We start from the raw sequence: 17966 nt of genomic DNA on the forward strand, positions 1-17966 counted from the left end.
CCGGTGCGGGCGGCGGTGTGGCTACACGGGCCGGTACGTCGCGAGGTCGCGCGCCGCGGCGGCTTCTTCGCGGGCGTCGAGACGCCCGTACACATATGCATCAGCCACGTTGACATCTGATCCCGTTGCCAGAAGCGCAATATGGCTGCGGCTGATGACGGCGTCGTGGAAATCCCCGAGAGCGCTCTGGGCCCGTTTGGCTTTCTTGCCGAGCTTCCGGTACTTGTCGGTGTTCAGCCGGATCCCGGAATCGATGGTGTACCGCAACTGTTTCGCGCGTTTGCGCACGGTGTGCAGCTGTTCGACCCACTCTGCCGAACCTTCGGTCATGGCGGTGAGTCTCTTCTGTGCCTTGCGAACACGTTTGGCGCTGTGCGCGACGGCCTTGTCGAAGATGACGCGGGCCTTTTCGTCGGCGTCCCCACCTGGTTGCGGTTCCGCGATGGTCCGGTCGAGCTCGTCCAGTAGATCGAAATATCGCTTGGAATGCAGGAAGTCGATGGTGGTCGCCATCGCGACGCGCTGTGTTTCGAGTTGACCGTCGATCAGCGCGTGCGTGACATGCGCCGATGCGGCTTCGCCTTTGAGTAGGTGACGATTTCGTTCCAGCTGCACTTCCGCATCCCGGGCATCGCCCAAAATGCTTGCCAGATACTTCAATTCACCTTCGAGCTGTTCGAGACCGGTGCCCCGCAAGACGTCCGGGAACGATCGCAGAACGCTGCGTGCTCGCCGGGTCGCGACCCGCATCTGGTGGACGGAGTCGGGCGCATTGCACCGAACCTGCGGATCATGGGCGATGAGGTGGTCGCGATGCTCGGCGAGCTCGGCGACCACCAGCTCCAGCGCCGTCGACTTCTTGCCGAGTCTGGCTTTCTTCGCGCGCCGGCCACCGTCCGAACTGTCAGCGGTGGTCGGGGTGGTGCCGATGGCACGCGCGAGCTTCGACGCGCTCGAGGCGGTGCGAGCACCATTGGCGCGCAGTACCTCGTCGGCGGCATACAAGAGTTCGGTGTCACCGGAGACCAATTCGAGTTCCCATTCGCGCCAGCTCTGGGCGATTCCGCCGGGTAGCAGCGACTGTGCGGCGACCGAGTCCTCGCACAACACCGCGAGTACTGCACCCTGCGGGTCGTGGAGTTCGGTGATGCGGCGAATCGTCGAAATGGTCGCGATGGGTGCCAGGTGCCGCCCGCGGAGGTGGACCTGGACGGGGTCGGTGAGCTCCGACGGCACCACGACCTCGGCGAACGGATCGGCCGCGGTCTGCAGTGGGACGTGCATCTCGCGTCGGCCAAGGGGAGTGCCGATGCCGGGCCGCTTGAGGTGCCAGCCTTCGTCGTGACCACCTTCTCGCCGTCGGAGGGTGATCTTGTTGCCCGCGAGATCGAGAGCGTCGGTGTCGTAATAGGTCGCGTCGAGATGTTCGATCACAGGTCCCGATATCGACTGCACCGCAGGCAATACCGTCAGGTCGGGGACAGACGCGTTGGTGTCGAGGTCGTATTTGAGTTCGACTTCTGTTGTCTCCTGGGCGCTCACCGTGCGTCCTTCCCGCTGCTCTGGTTGCCGACTCCGGCAAAACGATCCGTTGCCTCGATCAGATGATGCCGGATTCCGGGTTCGAACGATGCGTGTCCGGCATCGGCGACGATGTGCAGTTGCGCGGTCGGCCAGGCGCGGTGCAGGTCCCACGCGCTTCGGGCCGGGCACACCACGTCGTAGCGGCCCTGCACGATGACGCCGGGGATGTCGGCGATCAGATGGGCGTTGGCCAGTAGCTGACCGTCTTCGAGGAAACCGCCGTTGACGAAGTAGTGGTTTTCGATGCCGGCGAACGCGAGGGCATACCGGGCCGGATCGCTGTCCTTGTCGTCATCGGATTGGGGGAGTAGATGGCTTGTCGTCTGTTCCCAGGTGGTCCACGCAAGGGCGGCCTGGGTCGCCTTCTCACGGTCATCGCCGGTCAACAGTCGGTGATAGACAGCAACCAGATCACCGTCACGCTCGTCGGCCGGGATCGGCTCGAGGTACCCCTCCCAGCGATCAGGGAAGATGTTCGCCGCACCGCCGTTGTAGTACCAGTCGATCTCGCTGCGACGAAGCAGGAAGATGCCACGCAGCACCAATTCGGTCACCCGATCGGGGTGGCGTTGGGCGTAGGCCAGACCGAGCGTCGAACCCCACGAGCCGCCGAACACCTGCCACTGCTCGATCCCGAACTCTTCGCGGAGCATCTCCATATCGGCGATCAGGTGATCGGTGGTGTTCACCGACAGGTCGCCGCCGTCCGCTATGTGCGGAGTCGACCGGCCACAGCCGCGCTGGTCGAACAGGATGATGCGGTACGCGTCCGGATTGAAGAACTGCCGTTGCAAACCACTGGTGCCGCCACCGGGCCCACCGTGCACAAAGATAGCCGGTTTGCCCGTGGGGTTACCGCTTTGTTCCCAGTAGATCCGTTGTCCGTCACCGACATCGAGATGTCCGGTGGCGTAGGGCTCGATCGGGGGGTAGAAGTCGCGCATCCCCCCACTATGCCGGGTGAGGTCAGTACGCGTGCTCGGGGCCGGGGAACTGGCCGCGACGAACCTCGTCGGCGTACTGCTCTGCCGCCCGGCGCAATTCGCCGCCGACGTCGGCGTAACGCTTGACGAACTTGGCGGTCTTGCCGTGTGTGAACCCGGCCATGTCCTGCCAGACGAGGACCTGGGCGTCGGTCTCGTTGCCAGCACCGATACCCACGGTCGGGATGGTGAGCTTGCGGGTGATCTGCCCGGCGAGGTCTGCGGGCACCATCTCCATCACGACGGCGAACGCGCCGGCCTCCTGGACGGCGATCGCGTCGGCGATGAGCTGGTCGGCCCCGTCACCACGCCCCTGGACCCGGAAGCCGCCGAGTCCGTTGACGCTCTGTGGGGTGAAGCCGATGTGCGCCATGACCGGGATACCCGCTGCGGTCAGCGTCGCGATCTGATCGGCGACACGTTCACCGCCTTCGAGCTTGACCGCATGCGCTCCGCCTTCTTTGAAGAAACGGATCGATGATTCGAGGGCCTGCTGCGAGCCGGCCTCATAGCTACCGAACGGCAGATCGGCGACGATCAGTGCGTGCGGGGCACCCTTCACGACACCGCGGACCAGCGGAAGCAGTTCGTCGATGGTGACCGGGATGGTGGTGTCGTATCCGTACACCACGTTCGCTGCCGAGTCGCCGACCAGCAAGACCGGGATCTGTGCGTCATCGAAGATGCGCGCACTGGAGTAGTCGTATGCGGTGAGCATCGACCATTTGTCGCCCTCAGATTTCATCTGGGCCAGATGGTGCACGCGCGTTGCGCGGCGGCGGGGAGAAGAAGTGTCTGCTGAGGGCGCAGCGCCATATACCGAAGTGTCGGACATCATTGTCTCTTTCGTGCCTCGAGTCCTGCATCCGCAGGTACCCGGGTTGGTGGATGACCCCACCAGTGTGGCACCACGGCTCGGGCAGGGAAACGCCTGCTGGTGTGCAATTTGTCACAACTGCGCTGCTCAGGCCGCCGGTGCACGGTTGCCGGCGTGGCACGATGTAACCGGTGAGGATACGAGCACGGGGTAGACGGGGAATCCTGTGCGGGATGACCGTCGTTGCGGCGGCAGCACTGGTGGTCGGCGGTTGCAGTACCGATCTCGATGGTTCCGCCGAGCCCGCGACGTTCAGTTCGGGTGTGGCCCCGACGCCGTCGCTGGACCCCTTCTACGGACAGCGACTCCACTGGGAATCGTGCGACGACTACGCCGATCAGGAGTCGTTCGGATATCCCGAGGACCGGACCGATTGCACCACCGTCACGGTCCCCGTCGACTACGACGACCCCGCCGGAGGTACCGCCGAGATCGCGATCCTGCGGGTGCGTGCAGGCGGCGACAAGATCGGCTCGCTGGTGATGAATCCCGGCGGGCCGGGCGGCTCCGGTGTGGATTTCCTGGCGGGGCAGGCCTCGGACTTCGCCGATCGGGACCTCGCCGAGCGATTCGATCTGATCGGATTCGATCCGCGGGGCGTCGGTAAGTCGACACCGGAAATCCGTTGCCTCACAGATACCGAACGGGACGAGCAACGGGCGCTGACACTGGCCGACATGACCCCGGCCGGTATCGCGAAGCAGGAACAGGAAGCGAGAAAGAACGCCGAGAAGTGCGAGCAGCGGATGGGTGTCGAGTACCTCTCACACATCGGGACAGCGGACGTGGTCAAGGATCTCGATGTGCTGCGCGCGGCGCTCGGTGACGACAAGCTCAACTATCTCGGCTATTCCTACGGCACCCGGATCGGGGCGACCTATGCCGAACAGTTCCCATCCGAGGTGCGGGCGATGGTCAACGACGGTGCGGTCGATCCGGCAGCAGATCCGGTGGAGGACACCATCAAACAGATGGCTGGTTTCCAGTCCGCGTTCGAGGCCTTCGCCGCCGATTGCATCGAGCGCGGTGGGTGTCCGCTTGGCGATGACCCGGCGCAGGCAACCATCCGTTTCCAGGAGCTCACCCGACCGTTGATCGACCAGCCGGCGACGACGGGTCTTGGCCGGACCCTGACCTACGGTGACGCGATGACCGGGGTGATCCAGGCGCTGTACAGCGATGCGCTGTGGGATCCGCTGCGTGAGGGTTTGGAGCAGCTGACGCGGGGCAACGGTGACACCCTGCTTCGACTTGCCGACCTCTACGAGGGGCGAAACGAGCAGGGTCACTACAACAACAATGCGGATGCCTTCACGGCGATCAGGTGCATCGACGACCCGCCGATCACCGACCAGGCGACCATCGATCGACTCGACACCGAGGCGCGCCGGGCGGCACCGTTCGCCGATGACGGCAGGGGGACCGGGGTCGGTGCCCGAGATGCCTGTGCGTTCTGGCCGGTCCCACCCACCAGCACGCCGCATGAGCTGAACGTGGAGGGCCTGCCGACGACCGTTGTCATCTCCACGACCAACGATCCGGCGACCCCCTATCAGGCCGGTGTTGCACTTGCGAAAGCGCTTGGTGCCAGGCTCATCACGTTCGAGGGTGACCAGCACACCGCGTCGCTCGAGGGCAAGGACTGCGTCGACGATGCGGTCACCGCGTACTTCGTTGATCTCACATTGCCGGATGAAGGCCTCATATGTTGAGAATCTTGGCTGAAATCCCCAGGATATTCTGGATGATGCGCGTCTGTAACATGCATTTAACAGGGCACTCCTAGGCTCGTTTGTCATGGATCGCCAAAAAGAATTCGTGCTCCGAACCCTCGAAGAGCGCGACATTCGCTTTGTCCGCCTCTGGTTCACCGACGTACTGGGTTACCTGAAGTCGGTTGCCATTGCGCCTGCCGAGCTAGAAGGTGCTTTTGCCGAGGGGATCGGCTTCGACGGATCAGCGATCGAGGGCTTCTCGCGGGTGTCGGAAGCAGACACCATCGCCAAGCCTGATCCCTCCACGTTCCAGGTCCTGCCGTGGACCACCAGCGCCGGCAGGCCGCACTCCGCCCGCATGTTCTGCGACATCGTGATGCCCGACGGCGAACCGTCGTGGGCCGATTCGCGGCATGTGTTGCGTCGCCAGCTCAACAAGGCAGCCGATCAGGGTTTCAGTTGCTACGTCCACCCCGAGATCGAGTTCTTCCTGTTGAAGAACCCGCCGTTGCTCGACGGCTCGGTGCCGATCCCCGCCGACGGCGGTGGCTACTTCGATCAGGCCGTGCACGATTCGGCACCCAACTTCCGCAGGCACGCCATCGACGCACTCGAGTCGATGGGTATCTCGGTCGAGTTCTCGCACCATGAGGCGGCGCCGGGCCAGCAGGAGATCGACCTTCGGTACGCCGACGCGCTCTCGATGGCCGACAACGTGATGACGTTCCGTTACGTCGTCAAAGAGGTCGCGATCTCGGAAAACGTCTGGGCCACGTTCATGCCGAAGCCGTTCAGTCAGCACGCCGGTTCGGCGATGCACACCCACATGAGCTTGTTCGAGGGCGACACGAACGCCTTCCACAACCCCGACGATCCGATGCAGCTGTCGACAACCGGCAAGCAGTTCATCGCCGGCATCCTGCATCACGCCGATGAGATCAGCGCGATCACCAACCAGTGGGTCAACAGCTACAAGCGACTCATCCACGGTGGTGAGGCCCCGACCGCCGCGAGCTGGGGTGCGGCAAACCGTTCCGCCCTCATCCGCTTGCCGCTCTACACGCCGAACAAGGCGTCGTCGCGGCGTATCGAGGTCCGCAGCCCCGACTCGGCCTGCAACCCGTACCTGACATTTGCGGTCCTGCTGGCCGCGGGGCTCAAGGGCATCAAGGAAGGCTACGAGCTTCCCGATCACGCCGAGGACGACGTGTTCTCGCTGACTCCCGCCGAGCGTCGGGCCATGGGCTACAAGGAGTTGCCGGGGTCGTTGGCCGAAGCACTGACGAAGATGGAGAAGTCCGAACTGGTCGCAGAGGCCCTCGGAGAGCACGTCTTCGAATACTTCTTGCGCAACAAGTGGGCGGAGTGGACCAACTACCGCAGTCAGGTGACACCTTTTGAGCTGCAGAACTATTTGGCGCTCTAGAGATCCTCGCGGGCTCCGGGTGGGCTCATGGTGTGACCGGGGCCTAGCCCAGTACGGTTTACCTCTGTGACACCACCTGCGTCCCGATCCCGCGTTCCCAGCGTCGGCCGACTCGGTCTACTCGAACCGACGGCCGCCGCGGACCTGGCCGAACTCGGCTGGGGTGATGAAGCAAGCATCGACCTGCTGTGGGCGTTGTCGCGCGCACCCAGCGCCGATATCGCACTGCGTGCTCTGGTGCGCCTGCGTAGTGCTGTCGAAGGGGACTGGGCGCAGATCGATCGCCTCCTGCGTACGGACCGGAGTTTTCGTGGCCGGCTGTTCGCGGTCCTCGGATCGTCCACCGCGCTCGGTGATCACCTCGTCGCAGAGCCGGAGACCTGGCGACTGCTGACCCGCCCGGAGCTGCCCGGTCTCGACGAGGTCAGGCAATCGATGCTCGATTCGGTGGGCGCGCAGCCGGAGCCGGCATACAACGGTCGCGAAACCGGCGTCGATGACGGCAACCTGGTCTTCCGTGCGCAGCTCACCGGTCCCAAGGCAGTTCCCGCGCTCCGGTTGGCCTACCGCAATCTGTTGCTGCAGTTGGCTGCCCGAGACCTGGCGCCGACAGTGGAGGATGAACCGGTCATGCGGTTCAGTGAAGTCGGCGCCTACCTTGCCGACCTCGCCGACGCGGCGCTGACCGCAGCGCTCGCGGTGGGCGTCGCAGAAGTCTGCGGTGACAAACCGCTGAAGTCCAGGCTCGCGGTTGTCGCGATGGGCAAATGTGGTGCGCGTGAGCTGAATTACGTCAGCGATGTCGACGTCATCTTCGTCAGCGAACCCGCTGACGCGGAGACGAGCCGGATCGCAGGGGAGATGATGCGGGTCGGCTCTCTGGCCTTCTTCGAGGTCGATGCCGCGCTACGTCCCGAAGGCAAGGCCGGTGCGCTGACCCGGACCCTCGAATCGCACCTGACCTACTACCGGCGCTGGGCGAAGACCTGGGAGTTCCAGGCCCTACTCAAGGCTCGCCCGATGACCGGGGACATGGAGCTCGGGCGTGCATATGTCGACGCCGTCAGTCCGATGGTCTGGGAGGCCTCAGAACGCGAAGACTTCGTTGTCGACGTGCAGGCGATGCGCCGACGGGTGGAGGCGCAGCTACCCGAAGATCTGCGGGTGCGTGAGATCAAGCTCGGTCGGGGCGGGCTGCGTGACGTGGAGTTCGCCGTCCAGCTGTTGCAGATGGTGCACGGGCGCGTGGACGAGTCGCTCCGGGTCAAGAGCACCGTCGAGGCGTTGACCGTCTTGCGCGACGGTGGTTATGTCGGACGCGATGACGGCGCGAATCTCATTGCGTCCTACGAGTTCTTGCGATTGCTGGAACACTGCCTGCAGTTGCAGCGTCTCAAGCGAACCCACACCCTGCCGGAGTTCGACGACTATGAGGCGGTGCGCTGGCTGGCCCGCGCCGCCCACATCCGGCCGGAGGGCGACCTCGATGCCGGTGGCACGCTGCGCGAGGAAGTTCGTCGACAGTCCTATCGGGTGCGCAAGTTGCACGAAAAGCTCTTCTATCGCCCGTTGCTCGAAGCGGTCACCCGTTTCGAAAAGGATGAGTTGCGCCTGTCGACCAGTTCGGCGGTCCGGCGGCTTGCCGCCCTTGGCTACACCAAACCGGAAAACGCCCTCGGGCATCTCAAAGCCTTGGTCTCCACGGCTGGCCGTAAGGGGCAGATCCAGGAACTGCTGCTCCCGACATTGCTCGAATGGCTCAGCCGCACACCGGATCCCGATGCCGGTCTGTTGAACTACCGGCGGTTGTGTGACGCAGCCGCGGACCGGGACTGGTTCCTGCGGTTGCTCCGGGACGAAGGTGTCGTCGCCGAGCGTCTGATGACCGTGCTCGGTACCTCGGTGTACGCCGCAGAGTTGCTGATGCGGACGCCCGACGTGATCCGTCTGTACGCCGACGGGGCCAGCGGCCCCAAGCTGACCGAGGTCGACTCGGAGGACGTGGTGGCAGGCATGGTCGCCTCGGCCCTGCGGCACCGCGACGTCAAGATGGCGATCTCGGTGGCCCGTTCCCATCGCCGTGGAGAGCTCGCCCGGATCGCCTCGGCGGATCTCCTCGGCATGTACGACGTCCCCGAGGTCTGCCGGGCGCTGTCGCTCGTGTGGGCCGGGGTGCTCAATGCGGCTTTGCAGGTCGTGGTGAATGCCTCTGTCGCCGAACGTGGTACACCCGCACCGGCGCGCATCGCAGTGATCGGCATGGGCCGGCTTGGCGGCGGCGAACTCGGCTACGGATCCGATGCCGATGTGCTCTTCGTCTGTGAACCGGAAGAAGGCGTCGATGACGCCGAAGCGGTGCGCTGGGCCAACAGCATCGCGGACAAGGTGCGATCGCAGCTCGGGACACCCAGCGCCGATCCGCCCCTCGAGGTCGACACCGGTTTGCGTCCGGAGGGCCGCAACGGTCCGGTGGTCCGCACGCTTGCGGCCTATGCGGCCTACTACGAGCAGTGGGCGCAGGCCTGGGAGGTCCAGGCGCTGTTGCGGGCTCATCAGGTGGCCGGTGACGACGAGGTCGGCATCGCCTTCCTGCACATGGCCGACAAGATCCGTTATCCGTCCGGCGGCGTCTCGTCCGACGCGGTTCGTGAGATCCGCCGGATCAAGGCCCGTGTCGACGCCGAGCGGTTGCCGCGAGGTGCCGATCCCGCGACCCACACGAAGCTGGGGCGCGGTGGTCTGGCGGACGTGGAGTGGACGGTGCAGCTGTTGCAGTTGCGGCACGCCCATCGGATCCCGGCGCTGCACAACACGTCGACCCTGGAATGTCTCGATGCGATCGGCGCGGCCGAACTGCTCGCCGAAGAAGATGTGGCACTCCTGAAAGAGGCCTGGCTGACCGCGACAAAAGCCCGCAACGCATTGGTGCTGGTGCGCGGAAAGGCCATCGATCAACTCCCCGGACCAGGAAAAGCATTGCGCGCGGTCGCCTTTGCCGCCGGCTGGCATGACGACGACTCGGGGGTGTTCTTGGACAACTACTTGCGGGTCACGCGCCGGGCCAAGGCCGTGGTGCTGAAGGTATTCGGCGGGTGAGGCGGACTTCCGAACGCCTCGCCGGGCGTGGTCCGGTATTCAAGGTTCTGTATCTGGTTGCCGTGCTTCTCGGCTGGGCGCTACTCGGCGCCGTTGTCGCGGCGATCTGGCTGCACTTCTATCCGGGCAAGGGGCGGGTCTCCACCGCGTTCGCCAGTGCCGTGCCGTGGCTTCTGCTCGCAGGCATTCCGGCGACCATCATCCTGGCCGCGACACAGCGCTGGCTCACCACGGCTCTGACGGTGACCCTGCTCGGCGTCGGCATCTGGACGCAGGCGCCATTGTTCATCGCCTCGGATGCACCGTCCGGTGAGCGAATCGTGGTGGTGCAGTCCAACATCACGCTCGGTGAGGCAAACGTCGAGGAACTGGTGGCGCAGGTTCGGGCCAGCAAGGCGCATCTGCTCACGGTCGAGGAACTGACTCCGCAAGCGCTGGAACGGATCGAGAAGACCGATGTGCGGAGCCTGTTGCCCTACGAGTTCGTCGTACCGGGCGAAGGTGGCGTGGGAACTGGGATCTTCAGCCGCTATCCACTGCGAAACACTGCGGAGCTCAACGACTTCGGGCTCAACAATCTCCGGGTCGAAGTCGACCTGCCCGGTGCTGCGAACACCACGGTTTTCGCCGTGCATCCGATTCCGCCTTACCCGTACGATCCGTGGCGCTGGGTCGAGGAGATGAAACGTCTACGCGGGATCGTCCACTCGACGGCCACCGATCGGGTGATCGTCAGCGGCGACTTCAATGCGACCTGGGACCACAAGCAGTTCCGAGAGTTGTTGACCGACGGATTCGCCGATGCCACCGATCAGTCCGGGGCCGGCTGGAAGATGACCTATCCGGCCGGCCGCAGCTATCCGCCTGCGATCGGGATCGACCACGTCATCTCACGCGGATTCACCGCGGTGGAACTGGACAGTTTTGGGATCGAGGATGCCGATCATCGCGCCCTGGTGGTATCACTTATACCTAACTGAGGTTGACCTAACCCGGTGATGTTCGACCGTTGGCTCGGAGAGGGACGCGATGACGGAAACACCTGTTGCATCGGGTACGACAATGGATCGGTTGCGCGCGGCAACAGCCAGTGCGCACACTCGGGCAGAGGGCGCTGCGTTCATCGGAAGCCTCATGGAGGGTGAGCTCACCGCCGACGCCTACCGGGCGATGGCGGCGCAGCAGTACTTCATCTATGAGGCTTTGGAGTCGGTGTGTGATCAGCTCGTCGACGATCCGATCGCCGGTGTGGTGATGGACGAACGTCTGCGGCGTCTGCCGCGGCTCGCCGCCGACCTCGACGCGCTGGGAGTCTCGCTGTCCGAGGTCGAACTGTTGCCGTCGACCGTCCAGTATGCAGCGTGCATCCGGGACAGCGCCGCTGATCCGGTTGCCTTTGTGGCACACCATTACACGCGGTACCTCGGTGACCTCTCGGGCGGCCAGATCGTTCGGAGCCGACTGAAGCTGCATTACGGCCTGACCGATGAGGTCTTGAGTTTCTACAACTTCGACATCGACAAGCTGAAGCGATTCAAGGACGCCTACGCCGAGTCGATCGACGGATTGGTACTCGATGAGTCGGCCGTTACGCGCCTTCTGGACGAGGCAGTGCGGGCCTTCGGGTTCAACGAGGCCCTGTTTGCCGAACTGGGCGTGCACACCGGCTAGAGCGCCGATGATTTTTCCTGCGCGTGGTTGTCGATATGAGGGAAGTTCAATCGACGTGAGTGTAAGAACCACTCAACCGTGAGTGTAGGAACCACTCAACAAGGAGAAACATCATGCGAACCCTGATCGTCACTGCTTTTGTCTCGCTCGACGGGGTCATGGAGGCCCCGGGCGGCGAGCCCGGGTACCGCAACTCCGGCTGGACCTTCAAAGACGTCGAGTTCGATCCGGCCGCCTACGAGATCAAGGGACGTGAGCAGCAGGAGACCACCGCACTGCTGCTGGGCCGGACCTCGTACGAGGCGTTTGCCCCGGTGTGGCCGACGATGGACGAGTTCGCCGAATACAACGCGATGCCCCGGTATGTGGTGTCGACAACTCTGGAATCGGACGATGCTCGCTGGCCGGCAACGATCCTGCGGTCGGTTGATGACGTGGCCGCGCTCAAAGAGACCGAGGGCGGCCCGATCGCCGTGCACGGCAGCGCGACTCTCGGTCGCAGCCTGGCCGACGCCGGACTGGTTGACCGCTATCACCTGCTGGTGTTCCCTCTGCTGCTCGGCGGCGGCAAACGCTTGTTCAGCGAAGCCGACAAGGACGCCACCAAGCTGAAGCTCACCGAGTACGAGGCGTACGGCAACGGCATCACCAAGCAGGTCTTCGACGTCCTCCGCTGAATGAGCAGGCACTGGGCGAATCCGACGCGGAGCGGATCCGATCAGCGATCGCCGACCAGTATCGCGAACAACGCGCGGATGTCGTCGCTGGTCGGTGTCGGCAGGCTGGCGTGGCCGTGGATGAACCCGATGCCTGCGTAGACGAGGAGTCCGGCGCGAAGCCGGGCGTCTTGTTCGCTGAGGTCGAGCTCGATGAGTGCTTCGCGGACGAGGTCGAAAATCCGTCGATCGAGTTCACGGACCGACTTGGCAACCTCTTCGTTTCGCAGCGCCCATTCCCTGATCGCAGCCTCTACCGACCAGTTGCGTTCGACCAGCATCCCTGCCATCTGCTCGAGTCGCTGATCGGCAGGGATGTTCTCGATGTCGGCCAGGCCTCGCAAGGCCTCGACCTGGGTTGTCTTCCAGTGGTCGGCGAGCGCGTTCATCAGCGCGTTGATGTCCTCGAAGTGCCAGTAGAAACTGCCCTTCGTCACGCGGAGTTCTTGGCACAGGCGGCTGATCTTGACCTCACCCACACCCTCACGGATGAGGAGGTCGAGCGCAGCATCCAGCCAGTCCTGCATCGACAACCGTGAGCTCGTGTCCCGCTTTGATCGAGTGGCCAATTACCGCGCCACCCAATCGCATCCAGCAGAGATGTCTCGATTCGGGCGCATGAATTCGATCATACGTCGAACGATCGGCGTGCAACTTCGCCCATACCCTGCAGTAGGGTAGTGTGACGGCCGCCTCAATCGAGGCGGATCGGAGGTCGGGTGAATTTGGGCAAGCAGATCGATCGCCGTACCGCACTACGAGGTGCGGCAGTCGCGGCCGCAGCAGGCTTCGTTGCGACCCGCACAGGTGTTGCCGGTGCGGCGCCGCCGCTGCCGGATCCTCCATTCGACAGCCCGCTTCTCTTTCATTCGCCGCCGATGCGCAAGTTTGTCGATGAGATGCCTCGACCTCCGGTGATCAGTGGCAGCGAATTGCATCTGACGGCCAGGACCACGCGCGCGAAGTTCCACGCCGATCTGCCCGCCTCGCCGGCTTTCGGGTTCAACGACATGCCGTATCTGGGGCCGACGATCGAAGCGCATGTTGATCAACCGGGTGTCGTCACACTCGCGAATGCCATTGACGGACATCCCTTTGGGGTCGATCTGGACACATCGATTCACGGGGTCTCGGAGTCATGGCGAACGCATCCGCCGACGAACCTTCATCTCCACGGAGGCGTCAGCGCACCCGACAGCGATGGACATCCGCAGCGAGTCCTGCTGCCGGGTGGTGGGACGGCAACTCACTTCTTCCCGCATCGACAGGAAGCCGGCCACCTCTGGTATCACGACCACGCGATGGGGATCACGCGTGCCAACGTGGCTGCGGGACTGGCCGGTATGTACTTTTTGCGCGACGGCTACGACACCGGTCGCAGGGACAATGCGCTGAATCTGCCTGCCGATGACTACGAGATGCCACTGATTCTGCAGGAGAAGCTGTTCGGCGCGGACGGGTTCCAGAGCCTTCGCTCGACTCTGTTTGTGCCGGAGGGGGGTTGGGAAGGTGGCGCGGTCGGCGACGTCGGCATGGTCAACGGTAAGGCCTGGCCCAACCTGGACGTCGACCGTGGGCTCTACCGTTTCCGACTCATCAACGCCGCATCTTTCAGTGTGTGGAATCTGTTCTTCTCCAATCGGATGCAGTTCTGGGTCATCGGCAACGAACACGGATTGCTGGGTGCGCCTGAACCAGTTCGCTCGCTGCAGGTCTCACCGGCTGAGCGTTACGACCTGTTGGTGGACTTCTCCGGTCTGGCTGCGGGTGAATCGGTGGAGTTGTGCAACGACGAGGAGCCTCCGTTCCAGGCCCGTATCTTGGGTGCTGTGGCGCTGCCGGTCTTTTGTCGTTTCAGATCCACCGGGCAGAAGGGCTTCACCGGGCCGGTACCCACCGAGTTGCGGGGTGGCCGAGGCCTGCCAGAAGTGTTGCCGCCGTTGGCAAAGCCGACGTCGCAGCGCACGGTCACGCTCAGCCAGCCCTACGCGCTCCGAAATCCGCCGGCAATCATGTCGCTGAACAACCTTCGATTCTCCGATCCGCAGATCGAGAAGCCGAAGCAGGGGACCACCGAGATCTGGAACATCGTCAACATCACCGATGACCCCCATCCAATTCACATCCACCTGGTGACCTTCCGGATTCTCGGTCGTACCCCGCTGCGGACCGTCGAATACCAGGCGGCACATCCGCAACCGGCCATCGGCGTGAAGTGGACACCCGATCCGACGAACTTCCTCGCAGGCCCGATGGTGGTGCCTGCGCGATGGGAGGCTGGCTGGAAAGACACCGTGCGCGTCGATCCGGGAACCGTGACCAGGATCGTTGTCCGTTTCCCGACCGCGGAAGAACTGCAATTCGATCCCGATGCGATGTTCTCGTCCGACCCGACCGCGTTGCCGGTGAACCTCCCGGTCGCGGCACCAACTGAGCCCGCGATCGTGGATCCGGTTGCCCCCGAGGCGCCTACACATCATCAGCATTCCGATGCGCACGGTGACACCCCGGCGATGCTGCAGGGCTATGTCTGGCATTGTCACCTCCTCGATCACGAAGATCACGACATGATGCTGAAGTTCCGGACCGTCGAGTAGTCGTTACAACGGCATGGCGTCAAAACGGTGCCGGGGGAGTGTTCCTTTCCTGTTCTTCTCGGAGTTCGTGAGCGAGTTGCTCCCGCATTCCTCGTTGTCGGCGATTGGCCAGTCGTTCTTGTTGGCGGCGTGCGTGTTTGGCAACGGTACGTGGCTGGGTTCTTTGCGATGCTGCCGGTGGTGGTCGGCTGCGTGTGCCGCGTTGGTTGTCGAAGACGATCAACCTCAACGTCGGGAACAGGTCGTCGCCGGTCCATCCCGGGCCGTGGTAGTTGCGGCGTTCGGGTGTGGTGAAGATCAGCCGGGTCCGCCCGGTCTTGGGGTCGGGGTACTGATCATCAAGCCAGTCGGAGTATGTCTTGAGCAGGTGGTGAAAACGGCACAGTGTCTTCATCTCTGACGGATGGGTGCAGCCACCGGCATCGGGATCGTTGTGGTTGTACTCGCAGGTGTGGTCCAGGTCGGCTCCCCAGGCCTTGTGCTCACAGCCGGGCCACATGCAGTAGACATCCCGGATCCGGAGATAGGTGTCCAGGACCACTGACGGCCGGTACTGGTCGCCGGGTTGGGTGGCCGGGAGCGGAATCACCTGTGGGAACGGCGCTACGACGATGGCGCTGTCGTTGGGGGCATCCGTGGCTGGTGGGTTCTGCGGTCCGCGCATGTATATCTTCGGCCGCTTCGGCTTCGGCGTCTTTTGTTCGGGCCGCTCGGGTTCAGGCTGCACAGGTTCGAGCTGCTCGGGTGTCGAGTCGGCCTCAGACTGAGGCTGTGCCGGCTCCGGCGGAGCGGGTGCAGGTTTGTTGCCCATCGGCCGCTGCACAGTTTCCGGGCGGGCAGCGATGTCACGAACATGATCACCGGAGATCACACCGTGCCCGTCCATGAACCCCGGATTCTCGGCTCGACCGTCGAGGGTGGCCTGATCAGTGATCACATGCAGCACGATCTTCACATCCACACCCGAGACCACTTGACCCGCAGGAACAGCGTCGATCTCGGCGGTACAAGGATGTTTTGGGTCGTTCGGACATTCACAACGGAATTCGCGGCCCATCACCGTGGCAAACAACGCATCGGCCATCCGATCAGACTTCTTCCGCGGATCAGCCTTACACGTGGCCATCGCCAGCTTTTCGAGCCGCGCCATGATCAACGTCAATTCCTCGGCCGTGGAATGGGCATCCAGCACGGCCATGCCGTGGTCGGTGTTGTTGGCCCACACCCCACGGTTGCTTTTCGCGTCCTCACGGTTCTTACGCACCAGGTCCGGGTCTCGGCGGAAGATGATGGCATCGACCATGTCTCGCATCCGGCCCTTGGACCACGAACCCCGCCGACGCAGTGCTTCGGCGATCGCGCGATCGATCTCGGCCATGTGGGCTGAACCCTCGATCAGTTCGGTGCGGGCGATGATGTCGGGAATGTGGTGCGCGGCGATGCGGCCGGCTTTCAACATCGCATTGACCGCAGGCAGGCGATCGCGCAACGCCACCCCGCGATTGATCTGGAGCTCCGCGGTCCGCTGCGTCAATCCCTGTGCCGCAGACAATCTCGCCGCACACTGCGCGAACGGATCAAGCGCGCGCATCTCCGCCTCGGACCCGGCGGTCGGCTCGACGAGATGTCGATGCAGCATCGCTGCAGCGGCATACCGCTCCCACTCCATCCGCGACTGCTGGGCCATCGCGAGTTCGGTGTTACGCAACAATTCGTTGACACCCAGCGACTCGACAGGGCCGATTTCATCGTCCCCACCTGCATCTTCGATCTCCCCCTCGAACATACATTTGAGTCTAGATGAGAGGTCTGACAAACGATGGAGATCATCTCCGGGGATGGGGTGGTCGAGAGTTGACAGTGTCGCTGTCCCAGGTGATTTGGTTGTCGGCGACCGTCGCCACGACCTCGAGTCCATGCGTATTCAGGGAGCCCCATTCGACGGTGGGGTGGATGGTTGCGCGCGTGTGATCGGCGACGGCCGACCAGCTGGTCCAGCTGTTGTCAGCATCTCCTGGCGGGTGTAGGACACGGCAGTATGCATCGAATGTCGGTGGCACGAGCGAATCAACGCGGTGACCGAACCGGGGGATTGCATCTCGAATCCATTCGCCCGCCGACATGTTGGTCTCGATATCGGCGACGCGCCACTCGGGGTTGTTCGTCATTCCGGTCAGTATTCCGGTCGCGTAGAGAACTGGGAACCAAAAGGCTCGGTGATCTCTTCGTCAACTTGCGATGTCGGGACGGCCGATGATCTGTTTGCCGGGGTGGAGTAGCTCTTGGAGAGCGGTCAGAGCAGCGGGGTCGAGTTCGCCGGTGTACATGGCGATCGCCCAATCGTGGTCTTCTGTGCGCCACGCCTGGACGGTTGGTGCATTCCAAAGGAGGTCCCATGGTCGTGTCGATCGTGGTCGGCGGGCCAGGCGGCCGGTGATGGCCCCGTGACCGATGCGAGCGTCAAAGCCGCCGTCGTCATCGTGGTGGCTCAGGTGGCTGATGCCGAGGTCGGCGGTGATGGGGATGCGCAATGGGCGGTCCGTGACGTGCCGAGCGAACCAGGCCTGATGATCGTCCTTCTGGTTGCCCTGACTCGGGATGTACGACGATCGGAAATCGTCGGGTGCAATCGAATGGTTGGGTTCCTTTGTCGGTCCAGGCCATGTGAATAATGCGCGGTCGATCGGGATTCCGGCGGTGAATTCTATGAATTGGACGGCGATGCCGAAGCCGTCGTTGCGCTGCTGCAGTATTGCCCCGGTTCGCTTGTCGACGACCAATTGCATGGCATGGGGTTTATGTTTGGGCGGAGCGAGTTCAACAGCCCAGCAAGACCTTCCGAGGTATTCGATGTCTTCGATCGGTCCGGCAGGTGTGGTGAAGTCGTTGCCGACCCACCGTGATGCAGGCTGGGTCGCCAAGAGTTCACGACCGGGACCGAGGTAGGACATGTTTCTGGCATCGGCTTGAATCGGTAGTTGCTCGTGGTGCGCGAAACGCCACACGGTTTCACCGTTGAAGATCACCAGCGGCCGGCCATCTATCGATTCGACGCGGATCTTTGGCTCGTCGCGCCAGACCTGAAGGTCGTCGACTCCCGCTACGTACAGCGGTATTACTTCGTTTCCAGCCATGAGCAGGCTCCCGGTATCGATGGGGCCGGAGCGGGAGATGACACCCTGAATCGGCATATCTGGGCCGTCGACCAGCTTCTTGAGGACCTCGATCCATGTGGTCATGGCCTACAGCGTGCCAGACATCGACGCGGGCATCTTTGTGCTCGGGGCCGCTCCTCGGTTTC

Annotated in this window: 14 protein-coding genes; 7 read left to right on the plus strand and 7 right to left on the minus strand. The window is 63.5% G+C overall.

Annotated elements, in window-relative coordinates; all coding sequences use genetic code 11:
• Positions 1 to 21 precede the first annotated feature (21 nt).
• The 3 genes from AC56PL_RS06010 to panB are packed head-to-tail and all read right to left on the minus strand — an operon-like array spanning position 22 to position 3402.
• On the minus strand, positions 22 to 1542 hold the full coding sequence (locus AC56PL_RS06010; RefSeq protein WP_495515437.1) for a CHAD domain-containing protein: 1521 nt from the start codon (positions 1540 to 1542) through the stop codon (positions 22 to 24).
• On the minus strand, positions 1539 to 2528 hold the full coding sequence (gene pip, locus AC56PL_RS06015; protein ID WP_495515438.1) for a prolyl aminopeptidase: 990 nt from the start codon (positions 2526 to 2528) through the stop codon (positions 1539 to 1541). The genes AC56PL_RS06010 and pip overlap by 4 nt, the downstream gene beginning before the upstream one ends.
• 22 nt (positions 2529 to 2550) lie before the next feature.
• On the minus strand, positions 2551 to 3402 hold the full coding sequence (gene panB / locus AC56PL_RS06020) for a 3-methyl-2-oxobutanoate hydroxymethyltransferase (RefSeq protein WP_495515439.1): 852 nt from the start codon (positions 3400 to 3402) through the stop codon (positions 2551 to 2553).
• Between the two features lie 215 nt (positions 3403 to 3617).
• Here panB and AC56PL_RS06025 point away from each other — a divergent pair, with 215 nt between their 5' ends.
• The 6 genes from AC56PL_RS06025 (at position 3618) to AC56PL_RS06050 (ending at position 12029) form a co-directional block, all read left to right on the plus strand.
• Positions 3618 to 5156 (plus strand): alpha/beta hydrolase, encoded by a 1539-nt coding sequence (locus AC56PL_RS06025; protein ID WP_497153242.1) that lies wholly within the window; start codon positions 3618 to 3620, stop codon positions 5154 to 5156.
• Positions 5157 to 5241: 85 nt separating this feature from the next.
• Positions 5242 to 6585, plus strand: a complete 1344-nt coding sequence (locus tag AC56PL_RS06030) for a glutamine synthetase beta-grasp domain-containing protein (protein WP_495515441.1) — start codon at positions 5242 to 5244, stop codon at positions 6583 to 6585.
• 66 nt (positions 6586 to 6651) lie between these two features.
• Positions 6652 to 9681 carry a bifunctional [glutamine synthetase] adenylyltransferase/[glutamine synthetase]-adenylyl-L-tyrosine phosphorylase gene (locus AC56PL_RS06035; protein ID WP_497153243.1) on the plus strand — a complete coding sequence of 1010 codons (3030 nt, stop codon included), beginning with the start codon at positions 6652 to 6654 and terminating at the stop codon, positions 9679 to 9681.
• Entirely contained in the window at positions 9678 to 10661 is a 984-nt protein-coding gene (locus AC56PL_RS06040) for an endonuclease/exonuclease/phosphatase family protein (protein WP_497153244.1), read from the plus strand. The genes AC56PL_RS06035 and AC56PL_RS06040 overlap by 4 nt, the downstream gene beginning before the upstream one ends.
• 49 nt (positions 10662 to 10710) lie before the next feature.
• On the plus strand, positions 10711 to 11352 hold the full coding sequence (locus tag AC56PL_RS06045; RefSeq protein WP_497153245.1) for a biliverdin-producing heme oxygenase: 642 nt from the start codon (positions 10711 to 10713) through the stop codon (positions 11350 to 11352).
• 113 nt (positions 11353 to 11465) lie between these two features.
• Positions 11466 to 12029: a dihydrofolate reductase family protein gene (locus tag AC56PL_RS06050; protein WP_497153246.1), complete on the plus strand. Its 564-nt coding sequence runs from the start codon at positions 11466 to 11468 to the stop codon at positions 12027 to 12029.
• A 41-nt stretch (positions 12030 to 12070) separates the two neighbouring features.
• Here AC56PL_RS06050 and AC56PL_RS06055 read toward each other — a convergent pair whose 3' ends face one another.
• Positions 12071 to 12595 carry a TetR/AcrR family transcriptional regulator gene (locus AC56PL_RS06055; protein WP_497153247.1) on the minus strand — a complete coding sequence of 175 codons (525 nt, stop codon included), beginning with the start codon at positions 12593 to 12595 and terminating at the stop codon, positions 12071 to 12073.
• Between the two features lie 198 nt (positions 12596 to 12793).
• On the opposite strand from AC56PL_RS06055, the gene AC56PL_RS06060 reads away from it, so the two are divergent.
• Positions 12794 to 14665 (plus strand): multicopper oxidase family protein, encoded by a 1872-nt coding sequence (locus AC56PL_RS06060; protein WP_497153570.1) that lies wholly within the window; start codon positions 12794 to 12796, stop codon positions 14663 to 14665.
• 19 nt (positions 14666 to 14684) lie between these two features.
• Here AC56PL_RS06060 and AC56PL_RS06065 read toward each other — a convergent pair whose 3' ends face one another.
• From AC56PL_RS06065 to AC56PL_RS06075, 3 genes are read right to left on the minus strand one after another with little or no spacing between them, the layout of a single operon-like run.
• Entirely contained in the window at positions 14685 to 16451 is a 1767-nt protein-coding gene (locus AC56PL_RS06065) for an HNH endonuclease signature motif containing protein (protein WP_497153248.1), read from the minus strand.
• A 40-nt stretch (positions 16452 to 16491) separates the two neighbouring features.
• Positions 16492 to 16833 (minus strand): hypothetical protein, encoded by a 342-nt coding sequence (locus tag AC56PL_RS06070; protein ID WP_497153249.1) that lies wholly within the window; start codon positions 16831 to 16833, stop codon positions 16492 to 16494.
• A gap of 60 nt (positions 16834 to 16893) precedes the next feature.
• Positions 16894 to 17904: a hypothetical protein gene (locus AC56PL_RS06075; RefSeq protein ID WP_497153250.1), complete on the minus strand. Its 1011-nt coding sequence runs from the start codon at positions 17902 to 17904 to the stop codon at positions 16894 to 16896.
• Positions 17905 to 17966: the final 62 nt, after the last annotated feature.

Source organism: Williamsia sp. Y721 (assembly GCF_059683565.1).